Genomic DNA, 23360 nt, shown 5'->3' with positions numbered 1-23360 from the left:
GTGGGTTCTGAAGTTTCTGGCAGAGTGCGAGAGGATAAATTGGCAAGCTATTTTTCTTGGGACCCATGTAACGATGATCGTTTTGCAAGCTCGATCGTGGGAGCCGGTCATATCGGCGGAAAGGGAAGGTCCCTTCTTTTTGGAATGAAATCCCTTCTCGAAAGTGGTGTCGATGAACTTGTTTCTACGGAGATGCCGGAATCTATTTTTATAAGCATCGAGGCCTTCGATAAATTTTTAAGCCAAATAGATGATTTGGACAACGTCTTGGACGGTGAGCCCGAAAGAATAGAGCGAAGGTTTCTTGACGCTGAATTGCCCAGTTATGTAAGGGAACGTATAGCTTCATTTCTTGAATGTATCGATTCCCCCATCGCGGTACGTTCATCGTCCATGCTGGAAGATTCGCTCAAATATTCCTTCGCCGGAAAATACAGATCACGGCTACTGCACGCCAGCGGAGACTTAAACGAACGAGTTTTGGCGATCGAGAACGAAATAAAGCGAATATACGCCAGGACCTTTTTCCCAACGGCTGTGGAATACCGCAACAAACACAAATTGGGCGATGACAAAATGGGAATAATCGTCATGCGAGCCTCAGGTAAATGGAAGGGTCGCTATTATTTCCCAACTACGGCAGGAGTCGGATATTCATTAAACTTGAGAAGGTGGTGCACTCGCCTGAACGTAGAAGATGGTTTATTGCGGCTGGTATTTGGCCTTGGAACAATGAGCACTAGGCGTGGTTACGCTAGAATTTTTTCGCTTTCCAATCCAAATCTTAGGCCGGAGGGTAATCATCCTTACAATGTAATGAGACATTCCCAGGAGAGCTTTCAAATGATCGACGGAGATAGAGGAGATATAGTAACTTACAACATAAACGACAAGGGAATATTAGATTATTTGTTGACGCATTACGGAAGAGAGCTTGGAGAGTATGCCCAGGTATATCGTGAAGATGACGGTAACGGTTATTGGGAAAACCTCGATTTGTCTTATTTCAGGCAACAGGAGGATGACAGCAAGGTTTGCATTACCTTTGAAAGGTTTGCGAGACACAACCCTGACTTCTTTGCAAGAATGCAAAAACTTCTTAAGCATTTGGAAGATTCCATGGGTGCCCCTGTGGATATAGAGTTTGCCTACGAACCTAGCGAAAGGAAATTGGAGTTGCTGCAGGCCAGGCCTCTTTGGACGGGTTGCTGTGAGTCTAAATTTGATGAAAGGGACCTGGAGGGTAAGCTTGTGATTCTCAAGGCGGATAGAATGGTCACCGACGGACAGCTTGAGAACGTGCCATATCTAGTATATGTTGATCATAAAATATACGTGACGGCGGCTAATAAACATGAAATTGCGAGAGCCATAGGAGAGATCAACAAGAAGTTGTATCCTAATTCCTATATTTTGGTGGCACCCGGTAGAGTTGGATCCAGCAATCCTGCCTTAGGAGTCCCTGTTCAATATAGCGAATTAACCAACTGTAAGTGCATCGTAGAGGTTGGAATTCCCGTGTTGGGATTTATGCCCGAACTTTCCTATGGTACCCATTTTTATTCCGATCTGGAAATAGATAACGTCCTCTATATGCCGGTCTTCGCAGGGGAGAAGGGTAATGTCTTCAGTGAGGAGTGGTTCGAATCGGCATGTTGCGAGAAGATGCAAGATCTGGGGATCAAAATATACAAAGGATTCTTTGATGTATATATGGACTGTGCAAGAAATATAGGAATCGTTGCCGTCAGAAAAGGTACGTGCGATGGCGAAAATATGGAAGATAGATGAAGATTACGATTGCGTCAGGCTGGATAGATTCCTGCGAAAGAAATATAGTCAGGTACCCCTGGGTGCCATTATGCGCGCTATCAGAAAAGGAAAGGTCACTGTTAACGGAGAAAAAACAGACCCCTCCTATCGCTTATACAGGGGAGACGAAATCAGCGTACCCTTTGAAGATCCTGCGAAACTAAAGCCCTCGCTAAATGTAGCGGATAAACCTTTGGAAGTTATATTTATGGATGAAAATGTTTTGATAATAAATAAGCCTGCAGGGCTTTTAAGCCAACCGGCATCCAAAGAGGATGACTCGGTCGTTAACAGAGCACTCAATTTGATCAATAAAACTAAGGGAGGTTTTATTCCGACCCCGGCACACAGGCTAGACCGTAATATATCCGGGGTAATGGCCCTCGCCTTAAACCCTCGTTCTTTAAGAGCACTGACAGCTATGTTCAGAAACAGAAGGGTTGCCAAGAAATATTTGGCCGTTGTAAGGGGGCGTCTATCCGGAGAAGGCGTAATAGAAGCTCCTCTTGAAAGGGACGAACGTTTCCTCAAGACGGTAGTAAACAAAAGGGAAGGCAAGAGGTCTGCCACGCGATACATGTCTTTGTCGGCAGGAAATCATGCCTCTTTGGTGGCATTGGAGCCTATTACCGGAAGGCCCCATCAACTTAGGGTTCATCTATCGTACATCGGGCATCCTATCGTTGGCGATGTCAAGTACGGCGACGGCGGCGGCAAAGAAGCAGGAAGGCCAATGCTGCACGCCTACTCTCTGGAAATTTTTGGGAATGATTTGAGTTATTTGGCGGGCAAAAAATTTTGTGCTCCATTACCGGCAGATCTGGCAGGTGTGATAAATCTTTTTGATTTATCCTTGGATACCATAATAGGTATGCTATAATAGCTTTAAATTGCATGAGATACTTGTTGGAGGTGAAATTTAATGGAAAATATAGTTAAATTGGGTGTTTCTATATCTGAAGATGCTCGCAAAAAGCTAAAAGAGTCGGGCAATGAAGGATACATTACGGTGAAAAGAATGGGAGGGGGTTGATCTTCCTATTATGCTGCCCTCGTTGAGGGCGGGAAGCCGGCTAATCTCGAAGGTTACTTTGAGGTTAAGGATGGAGATGTCGATTTGTGGGTTCCGAAGGGCATGGCCTTTCAAAGTGATACCATAGACATCCAAGTAATGCGTTCCATTTGGGGGTCGAAATTAATAGTTAAGTCTGCAATGCTTCCAACTTCAGGATGCTCGGGTTGTAAATAAATTGTCGATACCATGGCTCACTAAAGATAATAATTTCGTGGGCCATGGTATTTTTTAAAGTGCGTTTCTGATCTGCAATCCGCCATCTAATTTTGAAGAGTTTGTCAGTCATAGCAAGTGTGATAAACTTTATTCATGAGTGACAATAAAACCTTTTCGATGCCAAGAGTTATATTTGCAGACGAGCGAGATGAATCGTTGATCCCTCCAGGTGTAATTATGGCCATTGCGTTGCAACAGGCAGGTTATAAGATAAAACCCTTCGTAGTGGGCATCGACGAGCATATGACGGCTTTGCTGCATGTCCTCTTTGGTGAGCGCGCAACCGTATTGGATTCGCTTTTGCTTGAAAATATACACCGCTTGAAACAACTGTTCGTCACAGCGGCACGGGAAGATCATTTAAATATACTCTTTGCTCCCCTCGGAAGTTGTAGCGAGGAGAAAATCAAAGTTAACCCTGTTTTGGAGTCTGTGGCTGAGCAATTGAAATGCCCTATTATTCCCGTATTTTTTTCCAGCGGTTCCTCTGCCATAACTGCAAGGCGCGTTTTGGAGTTTGCGCGGCAATTGCCTAACTCCATTTCAAATTTGATAAAAGCTGTCGCCTTCTCCTCCGTCTTAAACCCTAGGGAGTATCAACTTCTAGAAATATCTGTCGGCAGAGAACTTTCATGGACGGCTTTGGGTTATATACCGGGTTTTATTTTCAAGCAAAAACCGGATTTTTTGTCCATAGTTGGCCAATTGTCGGGCAACCGTTCCTTGCTGTCGTTGAAAACTGCAGCCGCCCGGCTCATTGCGATGGAAAGACAAATCGAGTGGGAGGTAATTGTGGCTCATGCTCGTGGCGCACCACAGTTGAACGTGGAAATGTTGGAGTTTGATATAAGCTATCGTTCCGATAAGAGAAAGGTTGGAGTTGTGCATCATCCTGCACTTGCTTTGGGAGGGGACAATAACGAAAAGTTGCTGGTTGCCCTAGGATATGACGTAATATCACTTCCATATGATGAAATAACTAATTATAGTGACTTAGACTTCATATATGTTCCCCATGGCGTAGGATATGTGTTTATGAAAGATCTTGTTGAAAATCACTCTTTAGCAAAAGCTTTTTCGTCTGTTCTCGTTAAGGGGAAACTCTTAATCGAAGGGGGATCATCTCCAATATTCGGAGAATCCTTTTTTCTGCCCAATGGAGATCAGATAAGGGGCTTGTCATTTTTCCCTTTCAAGGGTTATTATGCAGAGAGCTCAGGCCCATGCCATAAAGTCAATATCGATCATATATCTTCCGAAAAACGCACCGGGAAATCTTTGAGCGGATATTGGCCTACCTGGGTTAAGCTTGAGGTGAAGGGTTTTAACTGCATGCCAACGTGGACTGTAAAGCAAGAGGGTTCTCAAGCTCCGATAGAAGACGGTTGGGTGTATGGAAATGCTTCGGCCTTTGCGGTGAAGCCGGAGTTTTGGAGCAATCCCGAAATTATGCTAAAAATGTTTAGTTGACGACGGTGATGGTTGTGGGAATATCGAAGCAAGAGAGGCTCAAGACAAAAGAAGATCTTTTTGAAGAGGCAACTAATATTTACGATCAATTGGTCGAGTGGAGAAGAGGTTTTCACGTTTTTCCCGAGTTGGCCTTTGAGGAAAGGGTAACATCTTCCAGAGTTTTCCAAATCCTCAAAAGCATGCCCGGTGTTGAAGTTACGCAGGCCTTTGGAGAAACCACCGCCGTCATAGGAAAAATAAGTGGCAAAAGGGAAGGAAGGGCAATAATGATCAGGTGTCCTATGGACGCCCTGCCTCTTCAAGAGGAAACCGATCTTACATTTGCTTCGTGTATCCCTGGGGTAATGCACGGTTGTGGTCATGATGCCCACATGGCGGTGTTGTTGGGAGTGGCACTGCTTTTATCCCAAAGAAGGGAGATGCTCGACAGATCCGTGGTGTTGGTGTTTCAACCGGCCGAAGAAGGTCTTGGTGGGGCAAAACGGTTGATCGATGCGGGTCTTTTGGACAGCTATAATATTGGTTATGCTTTGGGTTTTCATTTTTGGCCCAAATACGGGTACGGCAAATTATTGTTGAGGCCTGGAATTATGACTGCCCTCTCCGACAGGTTTCACATATCTATTCAAGGTGTCGGTGGCCATGCCGCTGCCCCCCATCTTACGGTAGATCCTTGGACGATCATTGCCCATGTAATACTCGCTGCTCAGGCGTTAGTGGGTAGGGAAATAGACCCTACGGAAAGCGCCGTTATCTCCTTTGGGCACCTGGAAGCAGGAGAAGCGCATAATGTTATTCCCGAACAAATAGACCTGTGGGGCTCTCTGAGGGCATTGAACGTAGAGGTTCGCGATTTTCTTCAAAACAGACTGGAGGAAGTGGTTCCTTTATTGGCAAAAACCTTTAGGGGGCTTGGTACTATTAAATATCATCGTAACTACCCCCAGGTGATAAACGATGAAGGGCTTACAAGCTTAGTTTTAAGGATTGTCCGTGACTCTTTTGGAGACGAGAACTTTGAGATTTTGGATAGACCATTGATGGCCGGCGAAGATTTCGCTTTTTACACGCAAGTCATTCCGTCATGTTTTCTTCTGTTTGGGACGGGAGGTAAATATTGGTTGCATCATCCGAAGTACGATGTGCCGGAAGATCTGCTTCCTTTTGCAACAGGTTCGGAAGCCTATCTTGCTTTTTGTTTGTCTAACATGCTCTCTATGGGGGAAGATGAGATTGGATAGATTGGATAAAGAGATAGAATCCATCTGCCGTAGATTTCCTTGGGACAGAGCAATTTGGTTTAATGGGGTTTGGTGGTCTCGCGGAGCTTTCTGGGGTTTGGTGGAAGCTGTTACGGAAAAGCTTTACGGCAGTGGATTTAAATCGGGTATGCATTTGGGTTTAGTGATGCCGAACTGCCCCTCCTTTTGGGCCCACGTTTTGGCAGCATGGCGTTTAGGGGGTGCTGTAGTTCCATATAATCATCGCGAGCCGGTAAATGCCGTTACAAGTGCCTTGAAACATGCAAAGGTTTCTATGGTCGTTTTGTCTAAAGAGCGTTCCAATTTGGTTGACGAGCTGAATCGTGAGCATATCCCTTGGGGGCTGGCCCTATACGATGCACCTTTTAAGGAATCTGTTCAAGCTTTACCGGAATACCCCGGACAAGAAGGCGGCGCCGTCATATTTTATACTTCTGGGACAGGCGGTAAGCCGAAAGCCGTCCCATTAAGTCACTCATCTTTATATATGAACGCCATAAGTTGCATCGATCAGGTAGAACCCATAAAGGATGGAGATATACTTCTTAATGCTCTTCCCAATTCTCACGTTCTCGGATTTTCAATATGTGGTCTATTGCCACTGTTGTTAAACCTTTCTCAATGCATGTTGTCCAGTTTTATGCCCGTAAAAAACGTATTGGAAGCGATTAGAAGCTCCGAGACCAATGTATTGGTCGGCGTACCAATGATGTATCAATTCATAACGTCAGCTCTATCACAGGGAGAAAGCTTGCCAAGGCGTATTAAAGCTGCAATCTCCGGGGGAGATAGGTTCCCCTTTGCTTTGGACGAAATTCTCGAAAAGTATTTAGGGATCGGCGTGCTGGAGGGGTATGGTTTGACGGAAGCATCGCCGGTGGTAGCCGTTAACAGGTCTTATTCTGCGAGAAAACTTGGCACTGTAGGCCCTGCCCTTCCGATAGTGGAAACCAAAGTATGCGATCATGAGGGAAAGGAATTGCCCAAAGGGCATGAGGGCGTGCTTTGGATTAGAGGCGCCTCAGTAGCGGATGGCTACTTCGAAGACGACGGGTTGACTGGCGCTTTCTTCAAAGACGGTTGGTTTAATACGGGGGATATAGTGTCGATCGATGACGATGGTTACATAAGGCTTCACTCTCGCGAGAGCGATGTAATTATGGTTGGAGGCTTCAAAGTATTTCCGGAAGAAGTCGAAGAGATCCTTCTGAAACACCCATCAGTAAAAGAAGCTGCCGTTATTGGAGTAAACCAGAGCATGAGCGGACAAATCGTTAAAGCTTTTATAGTGCCTAAATTAGATAAGCAGCCGGCAAAAAGAGATATATGGTCCCATTGCAGACGGCTTTTGGCCTCTTATAAAATCCCAAAGATCATCGAATTTGTAGATAACCTGCCCAAAACTGCCCTAGGGAAGGCCAAAAGATCAGCATTGCGAGAAGGATAGGGGAGTATCCGTGAAAGCGAAGCGATGCAAAGTTGCCGTAGTGGGGGATGTTATGCTTGACCATTATATCATTGGTCGTGCGAGCAGATTGTCGCCTGAAGCCCCCGTTCCGGTAGTTGAAGTTATCGAGGAGGATTATCGGCCGGGTGGAGCGGCTAATGTGGCTAATAACGTTGCTGCTTTCGGATTCGATGCTGTTTTAGTGGCCCCCAAGGGGCAGGATATTTACTGGGACCTGTTGGAGTCTCTGCTGAATAAGACAAGGGTTGCCATATGTTCTCCAATAACTTTAAACATTCCGACGATACGTAAGACGAGGATTCTTGCCCGTTCTCAGCAGATTGTACGAGTAGATTGGGATAACTATATTGATGATCGTTTATGCGATATTTCGAAAGATATTTTAAAAGTTTTGTCTACTCTTGATGCCGATGTATTGGTCATTTCAGATTACGCGAAGGGTACTGTAAGCGAAAAAGTGGCTGGTGGGTGCATCAATTGGGCCAAAGGAAGGGGTATTCCCGTTATAGTCGACCCTAAACCGCAACATAAAGAACGGTATATAGGAGCGACTGTTATGACTCCCAATAAATTGGAAGCGGAAATGCTTTTAGGGCGTGTCTTTGATGGGAATTTCACTCCTCTGGAGGGTGCTCAGTTGCTTAGGGAACGTCTTTCCATGGAGGCTGTTGTCATCACCCTTGGAGACCAGGGTATGGTACTTGCCGCAAAGGATGAATTGATCCATTTCCCGGCCCGTGCAAGGGAGGTTTACGATGTTTCCGGGGCTGGTGATACGGTAGTCGCATCTATAGCCGTTGCCCTTGGATTGAGGCTGCCTCGGCGTGTAGCTTGTGAATTTGCTACTTTGACAGCCGGGCTGGTCGTACAAAAGATGGGTACTGCCACTGTTACTCCGGAAGAAATCAAGAATTCTCCCGAGTGGGAAAAGTTAAAGCCCTATTTCGACGGAGACCAATGATTTAATCGATAAACCCCAGTTCGGACAGTGCCTTTTGCGCATCTTCAAAGACCAAAGGTAAGTCCTTAGGGGTTTTGCCGACATATACGAACTTTCCTCTGCCAAATCTTTTAGCCGATTCCAAATCGCTGCTCGTATCTCCGAAAAATATCGGATTTTTGGCACCCACCCTCGCGGACAAGACTTCTAAGCCTTCGGGGGAAGGCTTAGGCATACCGTCCTCTAAAGTGAATATCCTCTCCTTTGGAAGGTCTTCCCAGCCAAGAAGCTTTAGCCCAAGAAGACACTCTTTCCGCGACCTTCCTGTGAAAATGCAGACGGGCAAGGGAAGATCTTTCCAATGCACATCGATGAGAGCCCTTTCTCTTCGCCAAAGTCCCTTTCCTTTGTACCATTTGGGTTCTTTGCTATGTAAAGAAATGTATTCCTCACGACCGAAGTAGATCTCCTCGCACAACTGTCTCACAGATGATCTGGGAACGATATTGTTAAAATTGTCAGAAAGCAGTAGCGAAGGGTCGTCGCCATTGAAATTTTGCAGAATTTCTTCCCACTGTTTTGGGGTGGGAAAAGCCTTTTTTAAAGATCTTATTCCCTTTGAAGCTGCAAGGGACAATAAAATCCATGCAATATCATAGTCATCGTTAAAGGCCGGATGTGTCTTGCTGATGTAGAAATGTCCATAAGAAAAGGCGGTACAATTTACGTCATTGCCGAGCAGGTAGCGCCACCCCCATTGTACAGCCATTCTTATGACCATTGGATAAGAGAAGGTTGCATCAATGAGCACGCCATCCATGTCGAAAATAAGGGCATCGTGAATTTTTTTTAATTTGTCCATATTTCCTCCCATGTCTTGGTGCTATATATTTTATGCGATATATTGAGATAATCGCATGATTAAACATAATATGTTGTCATGTCAAAGAGTGTTCAGACGTCCAAGCATAATTAGTTTGACATCGACAGGCGATTTATTCAAGGGGATGGTTGTTATGTTGGAGATACCTCTGGAGCGCGGGTCTAAAACTCCTCTTTATCACCAGATAGCGTTTCATCTGAAGCGCATGATCGAAAGCGGTACGCTTCCAGAGGGGTATAAACTGCCGGGAACGCGCCAATTGGCCGGGGATTTGAGCGTAAGCAGGACTACCGTAAATGAAGCCATGCTTCTTCTGGAAGCAGAGGGCTATGTCGAGTTAAAGAAAAAGAGCGGGTGTTATGTCCGCCGCAAAAATGTTGCCGGTGTATCAAGAGAAAAAGTGATGTGCTCAGAAAAAGTTATATGGGACCTAGCTTCCGGATTACCCGATAAAAGTCTGATTGCGACACGTTTTTTGTCCAAGATGTTGAAAGACCTGTCATTGAATGTAGGTAAAGATTTGATTTTGCCGGCGCCTTTGGCCGGGGTTCCCGAACTTAGAAGGGCACTGGTTAAGCATGCCGCTTTAAGGGGGATTCCAGCACGATCCGATGAAGTGCTGGTTACTGCTGGCGGATTGGAGGCACTTGCCATTTTGATCGCAGCGATTAAAGAACAGGGCGTAAGAAATATATTTGTAGAAGAACTAACCTACTCTCCTGTCGTAGAGTTGGCCACGAAGAATAAAATGCAAGTTTGTTGCATATCTTTGAACGATCCGGCCTACAGTTTAAAAGATGCCTCCAAGGGCGATGTCCTTTATCTGATACCGAGTTTCCACAATCCTACGGGGCGCACGCTTTCTTTAGAGACGCGAAGTTCGATATTGGAAATCGCAAAAAGGAAGTCGCTTTTGATAATAGAAGATGATACCTATGGGGAATTGAGGTACGGCAAGGAGAGCGTGCCCGCTTTGAAGGCCATGGAAAATGCCGAAAAGATAGCATATTTGGGATCCTTCAGCCAAGTGCTTTTCCCGGGTTTCAGAATGAGTTACCTCCTTTTGCCTGAAAATTTGATGAAAAGTTGCCTCGACATAAAAAGGATTTTTTACGGCTCTGTTTCATCTTTGGTCCAATATTTCGTGCTTACATTTCTTGAAGAAGGGGGGTTGTATGAAACGCTGGAATTTGTTCGAAATCAAATCTCCATGCGAATGAGATCGTTGTGCGAGGGCTTTAGGAAAATGCTGCCTCAAGCCCTTTTTGAGATGCCCTTAGGCGGTATTTACCTATGGCTTAATTTGCCAAGCCTTAAAGGCAGCAAGGCGGCTCTCAAGGCGGCGGCCCAAGGAGTTTCAGTTGTCCCCGGGGTTGCGTTTTCGGTTAAAGGGGAGGATGTGGAAGCAGTCAGGCTTTCTGTCAGCTCTTTAAGGCTATCGGATATTTCTTTTGTCCTTTCTATTCTCTGTAGTTCTTGGAATGACGAGCTTCTTCCACAGCATTAAGGCAAGGGTGCCGCATGAAATTCCGCCCAATAATCCTATCAAAATCAGATCCCTTCTGCCGGAACCATATAAAAAGGTGCTTATGCCAGCCACGGCATAACCGATAAAGAACGTTGCAGCTATAGATAAAATTAAGATTATTAGCCTCACATTCAGCTCTCCTTATTCAAATACAGGGTTGTGTACATTTCAAAACTCTGATACAATACGGTAAATCTCGGATTTTGGTTGCATTATACAGTAAAGGGCGGTCGATATGTTCATTTCTATTTAGTTTATCGTATAATGCAATCTCATATATCTTGGATCCAAATTGGGAGGAATTAACCATGTTGAGAGAAGAAAAACTTTATACCACATCATCGGATTATGTGTATGACGAATTGCTTCATAAGATATTGATGAGACAGATGAAGCCGGGAGAGCGCCTAGCTGAGGTTAATCTCGCCGTGGCCTTAGGTGTGAGCAGAACTCCTGTAAGAGAGGCTCTGCGCAGATTGGCAAGCCAAGGCCTGTTGGAAATAATTCCGAACGTTGGTGCCCGATTGGTATCGCCATCTCAAAAGGATGTCGAGGATACCTTTAAAGTGCGTAGTGTTTTGGAAACAACGGCAATAAGGTTTGCCTTACAGAATATGGATGACACAAACCTGGAAGAGTTGGAAGAGGGTATCGCGCAAGAAGAAAAGGCGATCCGGAGAGGCGAGTTTGAAGAATATCTTGCAGTAAATGAAGACTTTCATCGCATAATAGCTCATCTTAGCGGCAATGAAGTCTTAGAAAGTTTTATAAAGAACTGCATAGCGCGGATTAGCATATATACTGCTATCATCGATTCCCCAATACATGAAATCCTGGAGTCCAGCCTTTCCGAGCACAAGAAAATATTGGAAGCGATCAGGGAAAGGGATGTATCTAAGGCCGAAAAAAATATGGAGGAACATATGATCAATACGTCAAATTTCTTATTTTCATATGGGAAAAAGATGGTTTAATTTCATATTGGGAAGGAGATAATAAATACATGATGAATGTGCCGGCCTTTGATTTAAAAAGAAATTATGAAATGTTGAAGGATGAGCTGAAAGATACTGTTAACAGAGTATTAGAATCGCAAAGGTTTATATTGGGAGAAGAGGTTGAGGGTTTTGAAAGAGAAGTTGCCTCTTATCTGGGCGTAAGTAATGCCCTGGGGTGTGCTTCCGGTACCGATGCCCTGCTGCTTTCTCTTATGGCTTTGGGAATAAGAGAAGGTGATGAAGTTATTACGACGCCCTATACTTTTTTTGCAACTGCTAGTGTGGTTTCCAGGCTTGGTGCCAGGCCCGTCTTTGTCGATATCGATCCTGTAACCTACAACATAGATATCGACAAAATATACGATCATATTACACCTAAGACGAAAGCGGTTATAGTGGTTCATTTGTTTGGTCATATGGCTCAGGTCGAGAAAATTGAGGGCCTTTTGCGCGATAAAAGGATTTATTTAATAGAAGATTGCGCGCAATCCTTTGGAGCATGGCGCAAGATAGACGACGATATCAGGTATTGTGGGACCATTGGGACCTTTGGGTGTTTTTCCTTTTATCCTACGAAAAATCTGGGCGGATATGGTGATGGCGGTTTAGTAACTACCAATGATGATTACCTTGCAGACAGGATTAGAAAGTTAAGAGTTCATGGTTTATGCGGTGAATATGTTCACGAGGAATTGGGCATGAACAGTCGTTTAGATGCAATCCAAGCCGCTATTTTAAGATGCAGGTTGCCTCATGTTGACGAGTGGAACAAACAACGCAGGATAATAGCGGAGCGATATCGAATATTGTTCGATACATATGGCATTTCAGAGTTCGTTAAAAGTCCCCATGAAGACACTGACGGATATCACGTATTTCATCAATATGTGGTCAGATGCGACAAGAGGGACGAGTTGATGAAATATCTTACAGAAAATGGGGTTGGGACAAGGGTTTATTATCCTTTGCCCTTACATTTGCAACCGGCATTCAGCTCTTTGGGATACAAAATGGGAGATTTTCCCCAAGCCGAAGCGTTGAGCAAAAACAGTTTATCTTTGCCGATGTATCCGGAATTATTGCCTGAGGAGCAAGAATACGTTGTGGATACGATGGCTAAATTTTACAGGCGTAATTAGCGAGGTGTGGTATATGACATCTTCCATTATAATATGTGAGGGGGAACTGGTTCGCGGAGGAGGTGAACGATAATGTATTTCCCGTTGTTTTTCGATCCAACTTTTATAATTCTGATACCTGCGCTTCTTTTGGCGATATGGGCACAAATAAAAGTACAGGGTGCCTTCAATCAATTTTCGAAGGTATATTCACGAAAGGGAGTAAGGGCCTACGAAGCCGCGAGAGCGCTATTGGATCGTTTCGGGCTTTCAAACGTTCCTATAGAGAGAATATCTGGATCGCTAACCGATCATTACGATCCTAGGACTAAGGTGTTGCGTTTATCCGAGAGCGTTTACTCGAGTCCAAGCATTGCAGCGATAGGAGTGGCAGCTCACGAGGTTGGACATGCAATACAGGATGCCAATGCTTACAAACCATTGAAAGTTCGAAATGCGATAGTCCCGGTGGCGAATTTGGGTACAGGTTTAGCATTTCCGCTCTTTTTTATAGGGTTGCTTTTTAGAGCGCCCGTATTGATGGATATAGGCATTCTGTTTTTCGTCGCTGTGATTATATTTCATCTTGTCACCCTGCCTGTTGAGTTCGATGCCAGCGCAAGGGCCTTGCGCTACCTAACCGATACTGGGTTGTTGGCGCAAGACGAAGTTGGCGGTGCACGAGCTGTTTTAAATGCGGCTGCTTTGACCTATGTGGCAGCTACTGTAATGGCGATGGCTCAGCTTTTGCGTCTGTTGGCTTTTAGGAATATGGTGGACAGAAGGTAAGTCTTCTTTTCTTGGGCTTATCGCAATTAATTTGTGATAATATAAGGGGTGGTTTGCCACCCCTTATATTATCCGACGCGGAGGATCTGGTTATGCCGATTTTATTGTTATTTTTAATATTATTGTTCGTGGCTCCCTGGGCTTTTGGGTTATTGTTGGTTTTTTTCCTCATATTTCTATTGGTATTTATTCCTCTGGGTTTTGCCGCTCAATCTTTTATATGGTTAATCGTGGGCCCGGGACAGTTGTTGCGTATATTGTTTAACAAAAAAGTCAGGCGAAACCATGCCCTGGAACATGCCACTGTTAACGTCATTGAAGAGAATTATGGTCCAACCAATATTGCGGGGATGGCTTATGAGAACGGATTTACCTTGAAAGGCGTTATGGATCCTCATTTAGTGTTGGCAGCAGCGAGGGAAGGGTTGTACAGGATGAGTCGTGGCGAGAGAAAATTGGCCGTGCATCCAAGGTGTGGGACAACTATCGTCGTGACGAACACAGTGGCTGCTGCCGTATTTGTTGGATTTCTTTTCCTTACCGGGCATTTAAGTTTGTTTTCGATATTGTTGGCAATACTTTGTGCCCATGCATTTGGTGCTTTTTTTAGCAAAATTGCACAATATTATATCACAACAAGTCAAGACGTCAGTGGCATGACGATAGATGGGATAGAGGTTAGGTCAAATCCGGTGAATTTTTTGGGGATGAAATTTATGATGCCTTCGGAGCTGTTTATTTCGACGAGACAGCCGGAAGATGGCCTAAGCGTTGAGGTGGTGGATTAGTGAAGGGTGTTGAGGCGGCCTTAGCGATATGGGAGGAAACTCGTAAAGGCTTGTTTCTCTCACAGGTTCTGAGACGATTCGGGGAAGATTTGCCTGAAGGTGAACGCAAGTTGGCTTCTACATTGGTCTATTGTGCAATGCGCCGCTACAATCTTTGGGTAGAGATACTAAGATCCTTTTTGAGAAGGCCCTTTGAGACTTTGCAGGCTGAAACTCGTGACATCTTAATCTTGGGTTGTGCCGGTTTGTTGGAGATTAAACACTTCGTTCCGCAGTCATTGGTAAATGCCTTTGTGGAGGCGACTAAAAAGAAGAATCCGGCTGATGCCGCTCTAGTCAACGCCGTCCTTCGCAAGATTGCATCCGATGGCAGAGAGAAGTTAGAGGAGTTGAAAAATAGCCCAAACCAAATAAATCAGGCTTTATTCTGGGGTTTACCGCAATGGATAGCTAGGCGATGGATGGAGAGTTGGGGGCAGGATCTGGCCAAGAAGCTATTTGTATCACAGCTGATAAAACCCTATCTCTCTTTTAGGCTGTCTCCTCGGACTGATCCTGGGGAAATGGGCGAGAAGTTTTTTGAAGAGGGTGTGAAAAGCTGGAGGTCTCCATATTTTAACTATGTTCTCAGAAGCAATTCCTTTGGGCATCCCCCTTCGATGCTAGGCTACAACGAGGGCCTGTGGACGCCTCAAACTGAATCGTCAATTTTTGTTTCCGATAAAGTGCTGTCTCTGTCTTCGTCGCTGGGGAAAAGGAAGATATTGGACATGTGTGCCGGACGGGGCATAAAAGCCGGACATATTTTGGAAAGAGCGCAAGACGTGACAATCGAAGCCTGGGATCTTTCAAAAAACAGAGTATATGCGGGACGCAGAGAGCTTCGGAGGTTGGGCGTGCAGGAGAGATCCATATGGAAGGTTGGAGATTCTCTCAAATTAGCGCCAGAAGAGGCACCCGAAATAGTGTTGTTAGATGCTCCCTGCTCCGGAAGCGGGACTTGGGGCAGGCATCCGGAAGGCAAATGGAGGCTTTCTCCGGGAAAGTTATCCTCATATTCGGATCTTCAAAGGGATTTGTTGGAACGTGCTATCGGCATGGTAACTACCGGGGGAATTGTCGTTTACAGCACCTGTAGCGTCTTTAGAGAAGAAAACGAAAGGGTAATAGGCGAGGCCCTTTGCTCTAACCCCGATATCATAGAAATTGAGATAGAGGGAGGAGGGTTCCCTTTACAGAGGGGGCGACCCTTTGGTTATTACTTGTTGCCCGGGAGTCCTTGGGTGGATGGTTTCTTTTTATGTATTTTAATGAAACGCTGAGGGGGGAAAGAAATGAGGCGATGGATTAGCCTCTCTTTACTGATTGTCTTATTGGTATTAGTTTGCAGCGGTTTGACCATGCTCTATTTTGTCTTCTTCGGTGGGAGCAGTGTAACGATGCCTGATTTAGTAGGGAAAAGTGCCATCGTGGCAATGGAAAATCTCCAGCAATTGGGGTTGTTGCCCAAGGTGGAGGAAGTCGGTTCCTATCAAATGCCTGGAGTGGTCTTGGGGCAATTGCCCGAAGCAGGAGATAAAGTGAAACGCGGCAGAGTTGTTATATTGCGAGTGAGTAGCGGTGGCGAGCGTCATGCACTTCCTGATGTCAGGGGAATGCAGTATGAAAGTGCATTGAGTAAGCTAGAAGAATCGGGCTTTATTGCTGGAGATGTCTTGCGCATTTACGATAGCAATGTTCCTCCTGGAGTTGTTATTGCCCAAAGTCCTGCAGCTCCTGCCAGGGTGCCGCCAAAAACCCGCGTCAATGTGTTGGTCAGCCTCGGCCCTAACGTTGGCGACAATAACGTTTTTCCCTTGCCCAACGTTACGGGAATGAACGTTGAAGAGGCCAAAAAAGTGTTGAGCGAAGTGGGCTTATTTGCAAAAAATATAGAATATATAGATACAATTTCGACTCAACAGGGAGTTGTAATGTCGACCAAGCCTAGAGACGGAACGCAAGTGGCGAGGGGGAGCCAAGTCACTTTGATAGTATCCAGCGGGAAAGCTCCTCAAAAACAACCTTCTCAGGAAGTAGTCAGAGTTCCCGGAGCTGCGATTTCTCAAGATGTCGTTGCTTCGCCCCCTAAACCTGCAGCCAAGGAACCGGCAAAACCTGATGGCGAAGGAACACAACATGAGGAGGTAAAAACCGAGAAACCGCAACCTAAGCCTGCAGATGTTTCCGGACAAAAAGGAGCCGATGAGCAGCAAGCAGAGACGAAACAGGCCAAAGTTAGATATCCCGTTCCTCCTTTATCGCGACCTTTGGAGTTAGTCATTAAGGCGACCGATAAAAGAGGGGAACGTACTATTTTGAGTAAAGAGGTAAAGGGTAACGAATATATAACGCTCGACATACCGTACACGGAGCAGTTGGTCGTAACTATATACTTAGGAGGAGAGTTTGTCTGGGAGGAGAGGTATTTTTGAGAAAAGTTATTTTAGCTCCATCTCTTTTGTCGGCTAACCCGCTCGATATAGCGGGTGATATTGAAAAAATTAAAGGGCAGTGCGACTGGTTACATATTGATGTGATGGATGGTCATTTTGTGCCAAATTTGGCCTACGGGCCAAATTTGGTGGCTGCACTTAGAAGTGATGAAAACATTTCTCTTCCTATCGATGTGCATCTTATGGTCGAATCGCCTGAGTGTTTTATAGATTTATTTCTTCCCCTAGGTGTCGACTACTTGACAATACAGATAGAGGCAACCCCTCACGCTCATAGAGTTTTACAACGCATAAGAGACAGCGGTATAAAATGTGGTATTGCCCTTAATCCCGGAACACCTGTGGAGTGGGTTGCTCCACTCCTTCCTTTCCTGGACATGGTTTTGGTTATGTCAGTAAATCCGGGGTTTGGAGGTCAAAAGTTCATTCCGCAGGTTTTGGAAAAGGCTGGATGGCTTTACAGAGAACGGGCAGTTAAAAATTTTAACTTTTTAATAGAGATGGATGGAGGATTAGGACTGGAAAATGTACAAACCGCAGTGCGCTACGGTTGTGATGTGATTGTAGCCGGGAACGCCGTATTTGGCCATAGCGATCCTGCCTTTGCTTTAAAAACCATGCGGGATAAGATAATGGAGGTGTTCCAATAGGTGGCGAAGGATAAAGATCTCAAGGGCAAAAGTCTCTCGGAATTAGGCGATATTCTTCGACGCACGCGAGAGGAAAGGCGGTTATCTTTGGATGACGTAGCCAAAGATACCAAAATACCTCGCAGTCATCTGTTAGCTATTGAATGCGGCGAAATGGATCGATTGCCAGGAAGGATATTTGCCCGTTTCTTTATTAAGGAATATTTGAGCTACCTCGGACTTTCGGAGTTGTGGTCTCAATATGATTCGTTTCTTCCAATGGACGAGCAGGTCGAAATATCATCTGTTCTGGGTACTTATACCCCCCCGCCCAAAGGGTTCAAGGCAACCTCAAGGTGGTGGATATATGCTGTCTTGATCTTGCTTTTGGGGGCAAGCGGGAGTTTGCTTTATCTTCGCAGGGAGCATGTTATAGACATAATTAAACAGCCTAAAAATGTCGTATCAGTGGAGACGGAAGTTGGCCCAGACGCCTCGCCGGAGGATATCCTAGCTGTAATAAACGGCTTTGAAGATAATCAAGAACAATCCATTATTGTTGAAAGACACGATGAAGATGTTTCTTTACAAGCCACCTTACCTCACGTCGAGGGCGGGGAAGCGATGAAAGCACAAGAAAAAGAGAAAGAGGAAACTGCAAAGGAAATCTCTAAGATATTGGAGATCAAGGCTTCCAGAGGAAGGTGTTGGGTGCGAGTTTCAAGGGGAGACGAAAAAATATACGAAGGAACTCTTCAGCGAAACGAGACGAAGACCTTTGAGACAACTGGCGAGCCTATCAAGGTGCGTTTTGGCAACGTGGCTGCAGTGGATGTAACGTGGATGGGAACAAAGGCAGAGATGCCCAGAGGTTCCGTGGTTACAGTCCTTTATCAGGCAGACGGGAAGGTCGTGAAGGCGGATTAATGAAAGAAAGAGTTTTCATAGTAAGTTTAGGGTGTGCAAAAAATCAGGTAGATAGCGAAAAGCTTGCCGGGGCAATGACTTCAAAGGGATTTGGGTTTGCGGAAAATTTCGAGTCAGCCGACGTCATACTCGTGAACACCTGCGCCTTCATAGAGCCTGCAGTTAAGGAGAGTATCGATGTCATCCTGCATTTGGAAGAGCTTAAAGGTTTGGGAAAGGTTAAAAAAATTGGCGTTTTAGGCTGTCTCTTGAACCGGTATGGCGACGACTTAAAAAGGGAGTTCCCAACGGTAGACATATGGGCAAGGTCGGAAGAATGGGAACATGTTTTGAGCTGTCTTGGCGTAAATGACACGAGCTTTTCGCCTTGTTTGCGGGGTTTTATCCCGGAGACGACAACGTGGAGCAGGTATCTAAAGATAACGGAAGGATGCAATAATTGCTGCAGCTATTGCACTATACCCTCTATTAGGGGTCGACTGAGAAGCAGGTCTATTGATGAGATTTTAGAAGAAGCGGAAAATCTCGTATTGCAGGGAGCAAAGGAGATTTGCCTAGTGGGACAAGATTTGACTGCCTATGGCATGGATTGGGACGGTTCCTCTCATTTAGTTGAGTTGCTTGATTTGTTGGAAAAACATGTGCCCGACGGTATGTGGATTAGGCCTTTATATCTTCATCCGATGCGTGTTAATGAAAAATTTCTAGAGCGCATCGCCAGCTATAAAAATGTCCTAAGATATCTTGACATTCCAATCCAACATGTTGATGATGAGATCCTTTCGTGTATGAATAGAAATGTGACCGAATCGGATTTACGAAGGATATTTTCCTACGCAAGAAAAATAGATCCGGATTTTGCACTGAGGACTACTATAATTGTTGGTTTTCCGGGAGAAGATAATTTTAAATTTAAAAAAGTACTGCGCTTTCTCGAGGATATGGAGATAGACAGAGTTGGAGCCTTTTTGTATTCGCCGGAAGAGGGCACCAAGGCAGCTGGCATAAAGAAACAGGTTTCTGACGAGGTCAAAAGGAAAAGGTTAGACATATTGATGGAACTGCAGGCAGATATATCATTGAGCCGACAGGAACGTTTTTTAGGTCGCAAGCTAAAGGTCATCGTAGAAGAAAGAAACTACGAGGATTGTGTATTGGGAAGATCCTTTAGAGAAGCTCCGGAGGTTGACGGCGTTATTGCAATAAAGGGAGTGAAGGATGTACCTTGTGGGGGCTTTCTAAATGTGAGAATTAATGCAGTTACAGAGCACGATATGGAAGCCGAGGTAGTTGTCGATGAGGGGTAATTTTTTTGAAGAAGCTGCTGTTTTGTGGGGAGTAGGTAGAGTGTCGTCGATGCCGGGCACTCTGGCATCATGCGTAGCCGCAGCTGTTTTTGTTATTACAAGGCCTTCCTGGTGGCTGATAATTGTTATTGCGCTGGCTGGAGTTATCGCCTCCGATAGATATTCCAAAAGAATAAAAGAGAAAGACCCCAAGGAAGTTGTCATAGATGAGGTCATAGGTACTTGGATAGCATTGTATGGACACCCCACCGGTTATGTAATAGCAGGCCTTTTTCTCTTCAGAGTCCTTGATATATTCAAGCCATTTCCTATTTCCTGGAGCGAAAAAGCACCCGGCGGATGGGGTATAATGGCCGATGATTTTGTGGGTGGCGTAATGACCAATCTTATATTATGTGTCGTTAAGTGGCTTTATTTTGATGGTGGTTTTGTAAACATATTGGCGAGGTAGGAAAGTATGTTTATAAAAAAGGCGTTGTTAGTCGCTATTGGCGATGAGCTCGTTTTAGGACTTAAAAGGGAAGACAATGTTTCATGGCTCTCCAGGGAGTTGGCCCTTAGAGATTATGATGTAAGAGCTTTAGAAGTCATTAGAGATGAAGAGGAAATTCTTATAGACTTACTGAATTATTGGGTTGGTAAAGTGGACCTCATTGTTATTTCAGGCGGTCTTGGCCCCACACATGATGACAGGACGAGAGCAGCTATAGCCAAGTTTCTAGAGGTTCCTCTGGTGAGGGATGATGAAACTTACGATTGCATCATTGCCCGGCATTCGTTTGAATCTAAAAAATATCTAGAAGGATGTTGCGATAAGCAGGCGTCCATTCCATTGGGTTCAAAGGCTATTTTTAACCCTGTGGGTTCTGCTCTAGGTTTTTTGGTTCACGCCGGGAAAACCGAAATTCTAGCCCTACCGGGAGTGCCGATGGAATTTAAGGCTATGGCGCAGCAATATCTGAGTGGCCTGAAAAAGGTTGCCTCCATACGCCTTGCTTTATGCAAGATCGTAGGATGGCCTGAAAGTGAACTGAAGGAAGCTCTAGGCGACCTAGTTAAAAAGTTTCCCAACTATATTATGTTTTTGCCGGAACCCAATGTAGTGACTTTGGCCATAAAGGGATCTGAGGAATTAACGTCCACTCTTCTGTGTGAAATTAAAACAATTCTCGAGGATGACGTGCTTCCCGACGATGTTTCTTGTTTAGAAGAAGCCATAATTGCACTTGCGTCAGATTTAAAAGCAAGCTTAGCTTTCGCCGAATCTTGTACGGGTGGTATGGTAGGAGAATCCATTACAAGAATTCCGGGAGCGTCTTCGGTTTTTGCGGGAAGTGCTGTATGTTACAGCAATTTAGCTAAGAAGATCATTTTGGGAGTCCCTGAGAAAGTATTGGATAGTTTTGGAGCAGTTAGCGAGGAATGTGCGCTTGCCATGGCGAGTGGTGCTATGAGAATTTTCAAAGCCGACTATGCGGTCTCTGTTACCGGTATTGCTGGGCCATCGGGGGGAAGCCCTAATAAGCCCGTCGGAACAGTATGTTTCGCCGTCTCTTCCGCAAGGGGTGACGAGAGGGCCTTTACGAGGCATCTCAACGGAGATAGGGAAACTATACGCCTTTGGAGCAAAAATATAGCCTTAGAGGCAATTTGGAGGGAGTTAAAGAGGCTTGGCCAAAAAAGATAATGTTCAAAATAATCAAATCAGGTGTTTTCTAAGCATCGAGCTAGACGACTATTTAAAGGACGAAATTGAAGAAATAACGGAAAAACTTAAACCCCTAGCCCCTAACCTTAAATGGGTGAGCAGAGAAGCACTTCATTTAACGCTTAAGTTTTGCGGCAATATATCACAACCCACCGTGGATATGATATCTCGAGAATTGAAAGAGAGGCTCGATACTTCGAGGATTGATCCTTTCACTTTAAAACTTTCTGGTATAGGCGGATTCCCAAGTCTAAAGCGGCCCAGAGTTTTATGGTTAGGGATATCAGGTGATTTGTCTCCTTTATTTAAGCTGCAATTAATGGTAGAGAAAGTATGTTCTTCCTTTAAGGGCGTTCATAAAGACGAAAAACCCTTTTCTCCCCATTTAACTTTAGCAAGAGTCAAAAAACCGTCTGATGTTACGCCAACTTTAATCGATTTTATGGCCAACATGAAAGTTCGTGACATATCTTGGCCTGTAGAAATTTTTACTTTTATGAAAAGCGACCTAACGCCCAGGGGAGCTATTTACACTCCTTTGGTTCGTTACAAACTGGGAGGTGCCTTATAAATTATGGCAAAAAAAGAAAGCGCTAAAACGAGAGAAGATATACTTCAACAGGCTATTTCTGATATTAAAAGCAAGTTCGGGGAAGGAGCCATAATGCGTTTAGGCGATGGAGGCGTTTCGTCTGTGGAGGTAATACCAACCGGCATATTGCCTTTGGATATCGCACTTGGTACGGGGGGATTGCCCCGCGGCAGAATAATAGAGATATTTGGGCCTGAGGGATCCGGAAAGACTACGCTCGCCCTGCATCCCGTAGCGGAGGCTCAAAAGCTGGGAGGTGTAGCGGCATTTATAGACGCCGAACATGCACTTGATCCCTCTTTAGCCATTTCCGTCGGTGTGGACACAAAAAGCCTCTTTATTTCCCAACCAGATAGCGGAGAACAGGCGCTGTATATTTTAGACTCCCTCGTGCGGAGCGGAGCCGTAGATATCTTAGTAGTGGATTCCGTTGCGGCGCTCACTCCTCAAGCGGAAATAGACGGCAAGATTGGAGAAACCCAAGTTGGGTTGCAGGCGCGTTTGATGTCCTATGCTCTAAGGAGGCTTGCGGCTTCAATATCCAAGAGCAAGTGTGTTGTCGTCTTTATAAACCAACTGAGAGCTCAAATTGGAATGTCCGGATATGGCGGGCCCCAAGAGACGACGACCGGAGGAAGAGCGCTGAAATTTTACAGTTCCGTTCGCATAGAAGTGCGCAGGGGAAAGTCGATCACAAAGGGAGATAGCATCATCGGACACGAACTTTGGATCAAAGTAGTCAAAAATAAGCAAGCGCCGCCCTTCAGGGTAGCTCATGCTTCATTGATATACGGAAGAGGAATCCCGAAGGCAATGGCAATCTTGGACATGGCGTTAGATATGGATGTGATCAAAAAAAGAGGTTCTTGGCTGGCGTATAAAGGAGAAACACTTGGCCAAGGCAAAGAAAAGGTTGCTCAGCTGATGGAAGAACAACCGGAATTAATGGAAGAGATAGCTCAGGAAGTTAAAAGCATTTTGGCTGAAACGGCTGGTCTGGTGAATTTGTCGCCTCCGAGGTATGCAAAGGAAGAGGATGCCAGCGAGGAGGAACGTGGGGGAAATTCCGACGGGATAGTACTTGGTGACGAAGAGGAAGTACTTGAATTGGAAGTAGATGATTCGGAATAGTTATGACATAGATTATTTGTTGTGCTTGTCCCTTTTATTTAATATAAATTATAGTTTATAGTAAGTTATTCATATCATATAGTATGTATCTTATTTATGAAACTGATACTCATAGTTGGTATTGACAAATGGTATCGATGAAGCTAATATAACACTTACCTTCGGGCTGCAATGATTTCGTAACACACCGGAGGTATTCAATCAGCACCTTGACAAGTTCA

21 protein-coding genes are annotated in these 23360 nt (G+C 45.0%); 20 read left to right on the top strand and 1 reads right to left on the bottom strand.

Annotation, left to right across the window (positions count from 1 at the left end; all coding sequences use genetic code 11):
* From B3N34_RS01005 to B3N34_RS00980, 6 genes are all read left to right on the top strand, one after another.
* Positions 1 to 1791: a PEP/pyruvate-binding domain-containing protein gene (locus B3N34_RS01005; protein ID WP_286974044.1), complete on the top strand. Its 1791-nt coding sequence runs from the start codon at positions 1 to 3 to the stop codon at positions 1789 to 1791.
* Positions 1766 to 2692 carry an RluA family pseudouridine synthase gene (locus B3N34_RS01000; RefSeq protein ID WP_286974041.1) on the top strand — a complete coding sequence of 309 codons (927 nt, stop codon included), beginning with the start codon at positions 1766 to 1768 and terminating at the stop codon, positions 2690 to 2692. Before B3N34_RS01005 ends, B3N34_RS01000 begins: the two co-directional genes overlap by 26 nt.
* Before the next feature lie 504 nt (positions 2693 to 3196).
* Positions 3197 to 4573 (top strand): hydrogenobyrinic acid a,c-diamide synthase, encoded by a 1377-nt coding sequence (locus tag B3N34_RS00995; RefSeq protein ID WP_286974038.1) that lies wholly within the window; start codon positions 3197 to 3199, stop codon positions 4571 to 4573.
* Positions 4574 to 4581: 8 nt separating this feature from the next.
* Entirely contained in the window at positions 4582 to 5817 is a 1236-nt protein-coding gene (locus B3N34_RS00990) for a M20 metallopeptidase family protein (protein WP_286974035.1), read from the top strand.
* A complete protein-coding gene (locus tag B3N34_RS00985; RefSeq protein ID WP_286974034.1) occupies positions 5804 to 7285 on the top strand; it encodes an AMP-binding protein in 1482 nt (493 codons plus the stop codon). Before B3N34_RS00990 ends, B3N34_RS00985 begins: the two co-directional genes overlap by 14 nt.
* A gap of 10 nt (positions 7286 to 7295) precedes the next feature.
* Positions 7296 to 8267, top strand: a complete 972-nt coding sequence (locus B3N34_RS00980; RefSeq protein ID WP_286974033.1) for a bifunctional heptose 7-phosphate kinase/heptose 1-phosphate adenyltransferase — start codon at positions 7296 to 7298, stop codon at positions 8265 to 8267.
* Between the two features lies 1 nt (position 8268).
* Here the strand turns inward: B3N34_RS00980 and B3N34_RS00975 are convergent, their stop codons facing one another.
* Positions 8269 to 9108 (bottom strand): HAD family hydrolase, encoded by an 840-nt coding sequence (locus B3N34_RS00975; protein ID WP_286974031.1) that lies wholly within the window; start codon positions 9106 to 9108, stop codon positions 8269 to 8271.
* Positions 9109 to 9262: 154 nt separating this feature from the next.
* Here B3N34_RS00975 and B3N34_RS00970 point away from each other — a divergent pair, with 154 nt between their 5' ends.
* The 14 genes from B3N34_RS00970 (at position 9263) to recA (ending at position 23139) form a co-directional block, all read left to right on the top strand.
* Positions 9263 to 10636, top strand: a complete 1374-nt coding sequence (locus B3N34_RS00970; RefSeq protein WP_286974030.1) for a PLP-dependent aminotransferase family protein — start codon at positions 9263 to 9265, stop codon at positions 10634 to 10636.
* Between the two features lie 329 nt (positions 10637 to 10965).
* Positions 10966 to 11631: a GntR family transcriptional regulator gene (locus B3N34_RS00965; protein ID WP_286974027.1), complete on the top strand. Its 666-nt coding sequence runs from the start codon at positions 10966 to 10968 to the stop codon at positions 11629 to 11631.
* A 29-nt stretch (positions 11632 to 11660) separates the two neighbouring features.
* The gene (locus B3N34_RS00960; protein WP_286974024.1) at positions 11661 to 12794 is read left to right on the top strand and encodes a DegT/DnrJ/EryC1/StrS family aminotransferase; all 1134 of its coding nucleotides are present in this window, start codon (positions 11661 to 11663) and stop codon (positions 12792 to 12794) included.
* 72 nt (positions 12795 to 12866) lie between these two features.
* Entirely contained in the window at positions 12867 to 13562 is a 696-nt protein-coding gene (locus B3N34_RS00955) for a zinc metallopeptidase (RefSeq protein ID WP_009202372.1), read from the top strand.
* 92 nt (positions 13563 to 13654) lie between these two features.
* On the top strand, positions 13655 to 14350 hold the full coding sequence (locus tag B3N34_RS00950; protein WP_009202373.1) for a DUF6391 domain-containing protein: 696 nt from the start codon (positions 13655 to 13657) through the stop codon (positions 14348 to 14350).
* A complete protein-coding gene (locus tag B3N34_RS00945; RefSeq protein WP_286974015.1) occupies positions 14350 to 15672 on the top strand; it encodes an RsmB/NOP family class I SAM-dependent RNA methyltransferase in 1323 nt (440 codons plus the stop codon). Before B3N34_RS00950 ends, B3N34_RS00945 begins: the two co-directional genes overlap by 1 nt.
* 12 nt (positions 15673 to 15684) lie before the next feature.
* The gene (locus tag B3N34_RS00940) at positions 15685 to 16824 is read left to right on the top strand and encodes a PASTA domain-containing protein (protein WP_286974012.1); all 1140 of its coding nucleotides are present in this window, start codon (positions 15685 to 15687) and stop codon (positions 16822 to 16824) included.
* Complete coding sequence (gene rpe / locus B3N34_RS00935) at positions 16821 to 17495, top strand: ribulose-phosphate 3-epimerase (protein ID WP_286974008.1); 675 nt, start codon at positions 16821 to 16823, stop codon at positions 17493 to 17495. Before B3N34_RS00940 ends, rpe begins: the two co-directional genes overlap by 4 nt.
* On the top strand, positions 17496 to 18401 hold the full coding sequence (locus tag B3N34_RS00930; RefSeq protein WP_286974005.1) for a helix-turn-helix domain-containing protein: 906 nt from the start codon (positions 17496 to 17498) through the stop codon (positions 18399 to 18401).
* Positions 18401 to 19708: a 30S ribosomal protein S12 methylthiotransferase RimO gene (gene rimO / locus B3N34_RS00925; protein ID WP_286974002.1), complete on the top strand. Its 1308-nt coding sequence runs from the start codon at positions 18401 to 18403 to the stop codon at positions 19706 to 19708. The genes B3N34_RS00930 and rimO overlap by 1 nt, the downstream gene beginning before the upstream one ends.
* Entirely contained in the window at positions 19698 to 20159 is a 462-nt protein-coding gene (locus tag B3N34_RS00920; protein ID WP_286973993.1) for a phosphatidylglycerophosphatase A family protein, read from the top strand. Before rimO ends, B3N34_RS00920 begins: the two co-directional genes overlap by 11 nt.
* A 6-nt stretch (positions 20160 to 20165) precedes the next feature.
* Positions 20166 to 21395, top strand: a complete 1230-nt coding sequence (locus B3N34_RS00915; RefSeq protein WP_286973991.1) for a nicotinamide-nucleotide amidohydrolase family protein — start codon at positions 20166 to 20168, stop codon at positions 21393 to 21395.
* Positions 21379 to 21987 carry an RNA 2',3'-cyclic phosphodiesterase gene (gene thpR / locus B3N34_RS00910; protein WP_286973988.1) on the top strand — a complete coding sequence of 203 codons (609 nt, stop codon included), beginning with the start codon at positions 21379 to 21381 and terminating at the stop codon, positions 21985 to 21987. Before B3N34_RS00915 ends, thpR begins: the two co-directional genes overlap by 17 nt.
* Before the next feature lie 3 nt (positions 21988 to 21990).
* A complete protein-coding gene (recA, locus tag B3N34_RS00905) occupies positions 21991 to 23139 on the top strand; it encodes a recombinase RecA (protein WP_091462400.1) in 1149 nt (382 codons plus the stop codon).
* Positions 23140 to 23360 lie beyond the last annotated feature (221 nt).

The sequence above is a fragment of the Acetomicrobium sp. UBA5826 genome (assembly GCF_002433005.1).
Classification (GTDB): Bacteria; Synergistota; Synergistia; order Synergistales; family Acetomicrobiaceae; genus Acetomicrobium.
This window is presented reverse-complemented; position numbering and strand designations above follow the sequence as displayed.

Coding starts and splice junctions, on each gene's coding strand:
- B3N34_RS01000 (WP_286974041.1), top strand. CDS start 1,766: ATGGCGAAAATATGGAAGATAGATGAAGATTACGATTGCGTCAGGCTG.
- B3N34_RS00995 (WP_286974038.1), top strand. CDS start 3,197: ATGAGTGACAATAAAACCTTTTCGATGCCAAGAGTTATATTTGCAGAC.
- B3N34_RS00990 (WP_286974035.1), top strand. CDS start 4,582: ATGGTTGTGGGAATATCGAAGCAAGAGAGGCTCAAGACAAAAGAAGAT.
- B3N34_RS00985 (WP_286974034.1), top strand. CDS start 5,804: ATGAGATTGGATAGATTGGATAAAGAGATAGAATCCATCTGCCGTAGA.
- B3N34_RS00975 (WP_286974031.1), bottom strand. CDS start 9,108: ATGGACAAATTAAAAAAAATTCACGATGCCCTTATTTTCGACATGGAT.
- B3N34_RS00970 (WP_286974030.1), top strand. CDS start 9,263: ATGTTGGAGATACCTCTGGAGCGCGGGTCTAAAACTCCTCTTTATCAC.
- B3N34_RS00965 (WP_286974027.1), top strand. CDS start 10,966: ATGTTGAGAGAAGAAAAACTTTATACCACATCATCGGATTATGTGTAT.
- B3N34_RS00960 (WP_286974024.1), top strand. CDS start 11,661: ATGATGAATGTGCCGGCCTTTGATTTAAAAAGAAATTATGAAATGTTG.
- B3N34_RS00955 (WP_009202372.1), top strand. CDS start 12,867: ATGTATTTCCCGTTGTTTTTCGATCCAACTTTTATAATTCTGATACCT.
- B3N34_RS00950 (WP_009202373.1), top strand. CDS start 13,655: ATGCCGATTTTATTGTTATTTTTAATATTATTGTTCGTGGCTCCCTGG.
- B3N34_RS00940 (WP_286974012.1), top strand. CDS start 15,685: ATGAGGCGATGGATTAGCCTCTCTTTACTGATTGTCTTATTGGTATTA.
- rimO (WP_286974002.1), top strand. CDS start 18,401: ATGAAAGAAAGAGTTTTCATAGTAAGTTTAGGGTGTGCAAAAAATCAG.
- B3N34_RS00920 (WP_286973993.1), top strand. CDS start 19,698: ATGAGGGGTAATTTTTTTGAAGAAGCTGCTGTTTTGTGGGGAGTAGGT.
- B3N34_RS00915 (WP_286973991.1), top strand. CDS start 20,166: ATGTTTATAAAAAAGGCGTTGTTAGTCGCTATTGGCGATGAGCTCGTT.
- recA (WP_091462400.1), top strand. CDS start 21,991: ATGGCAAAAAAAGAAAGCGCTAAAACGAGAGAAGATATACTTCAACAG.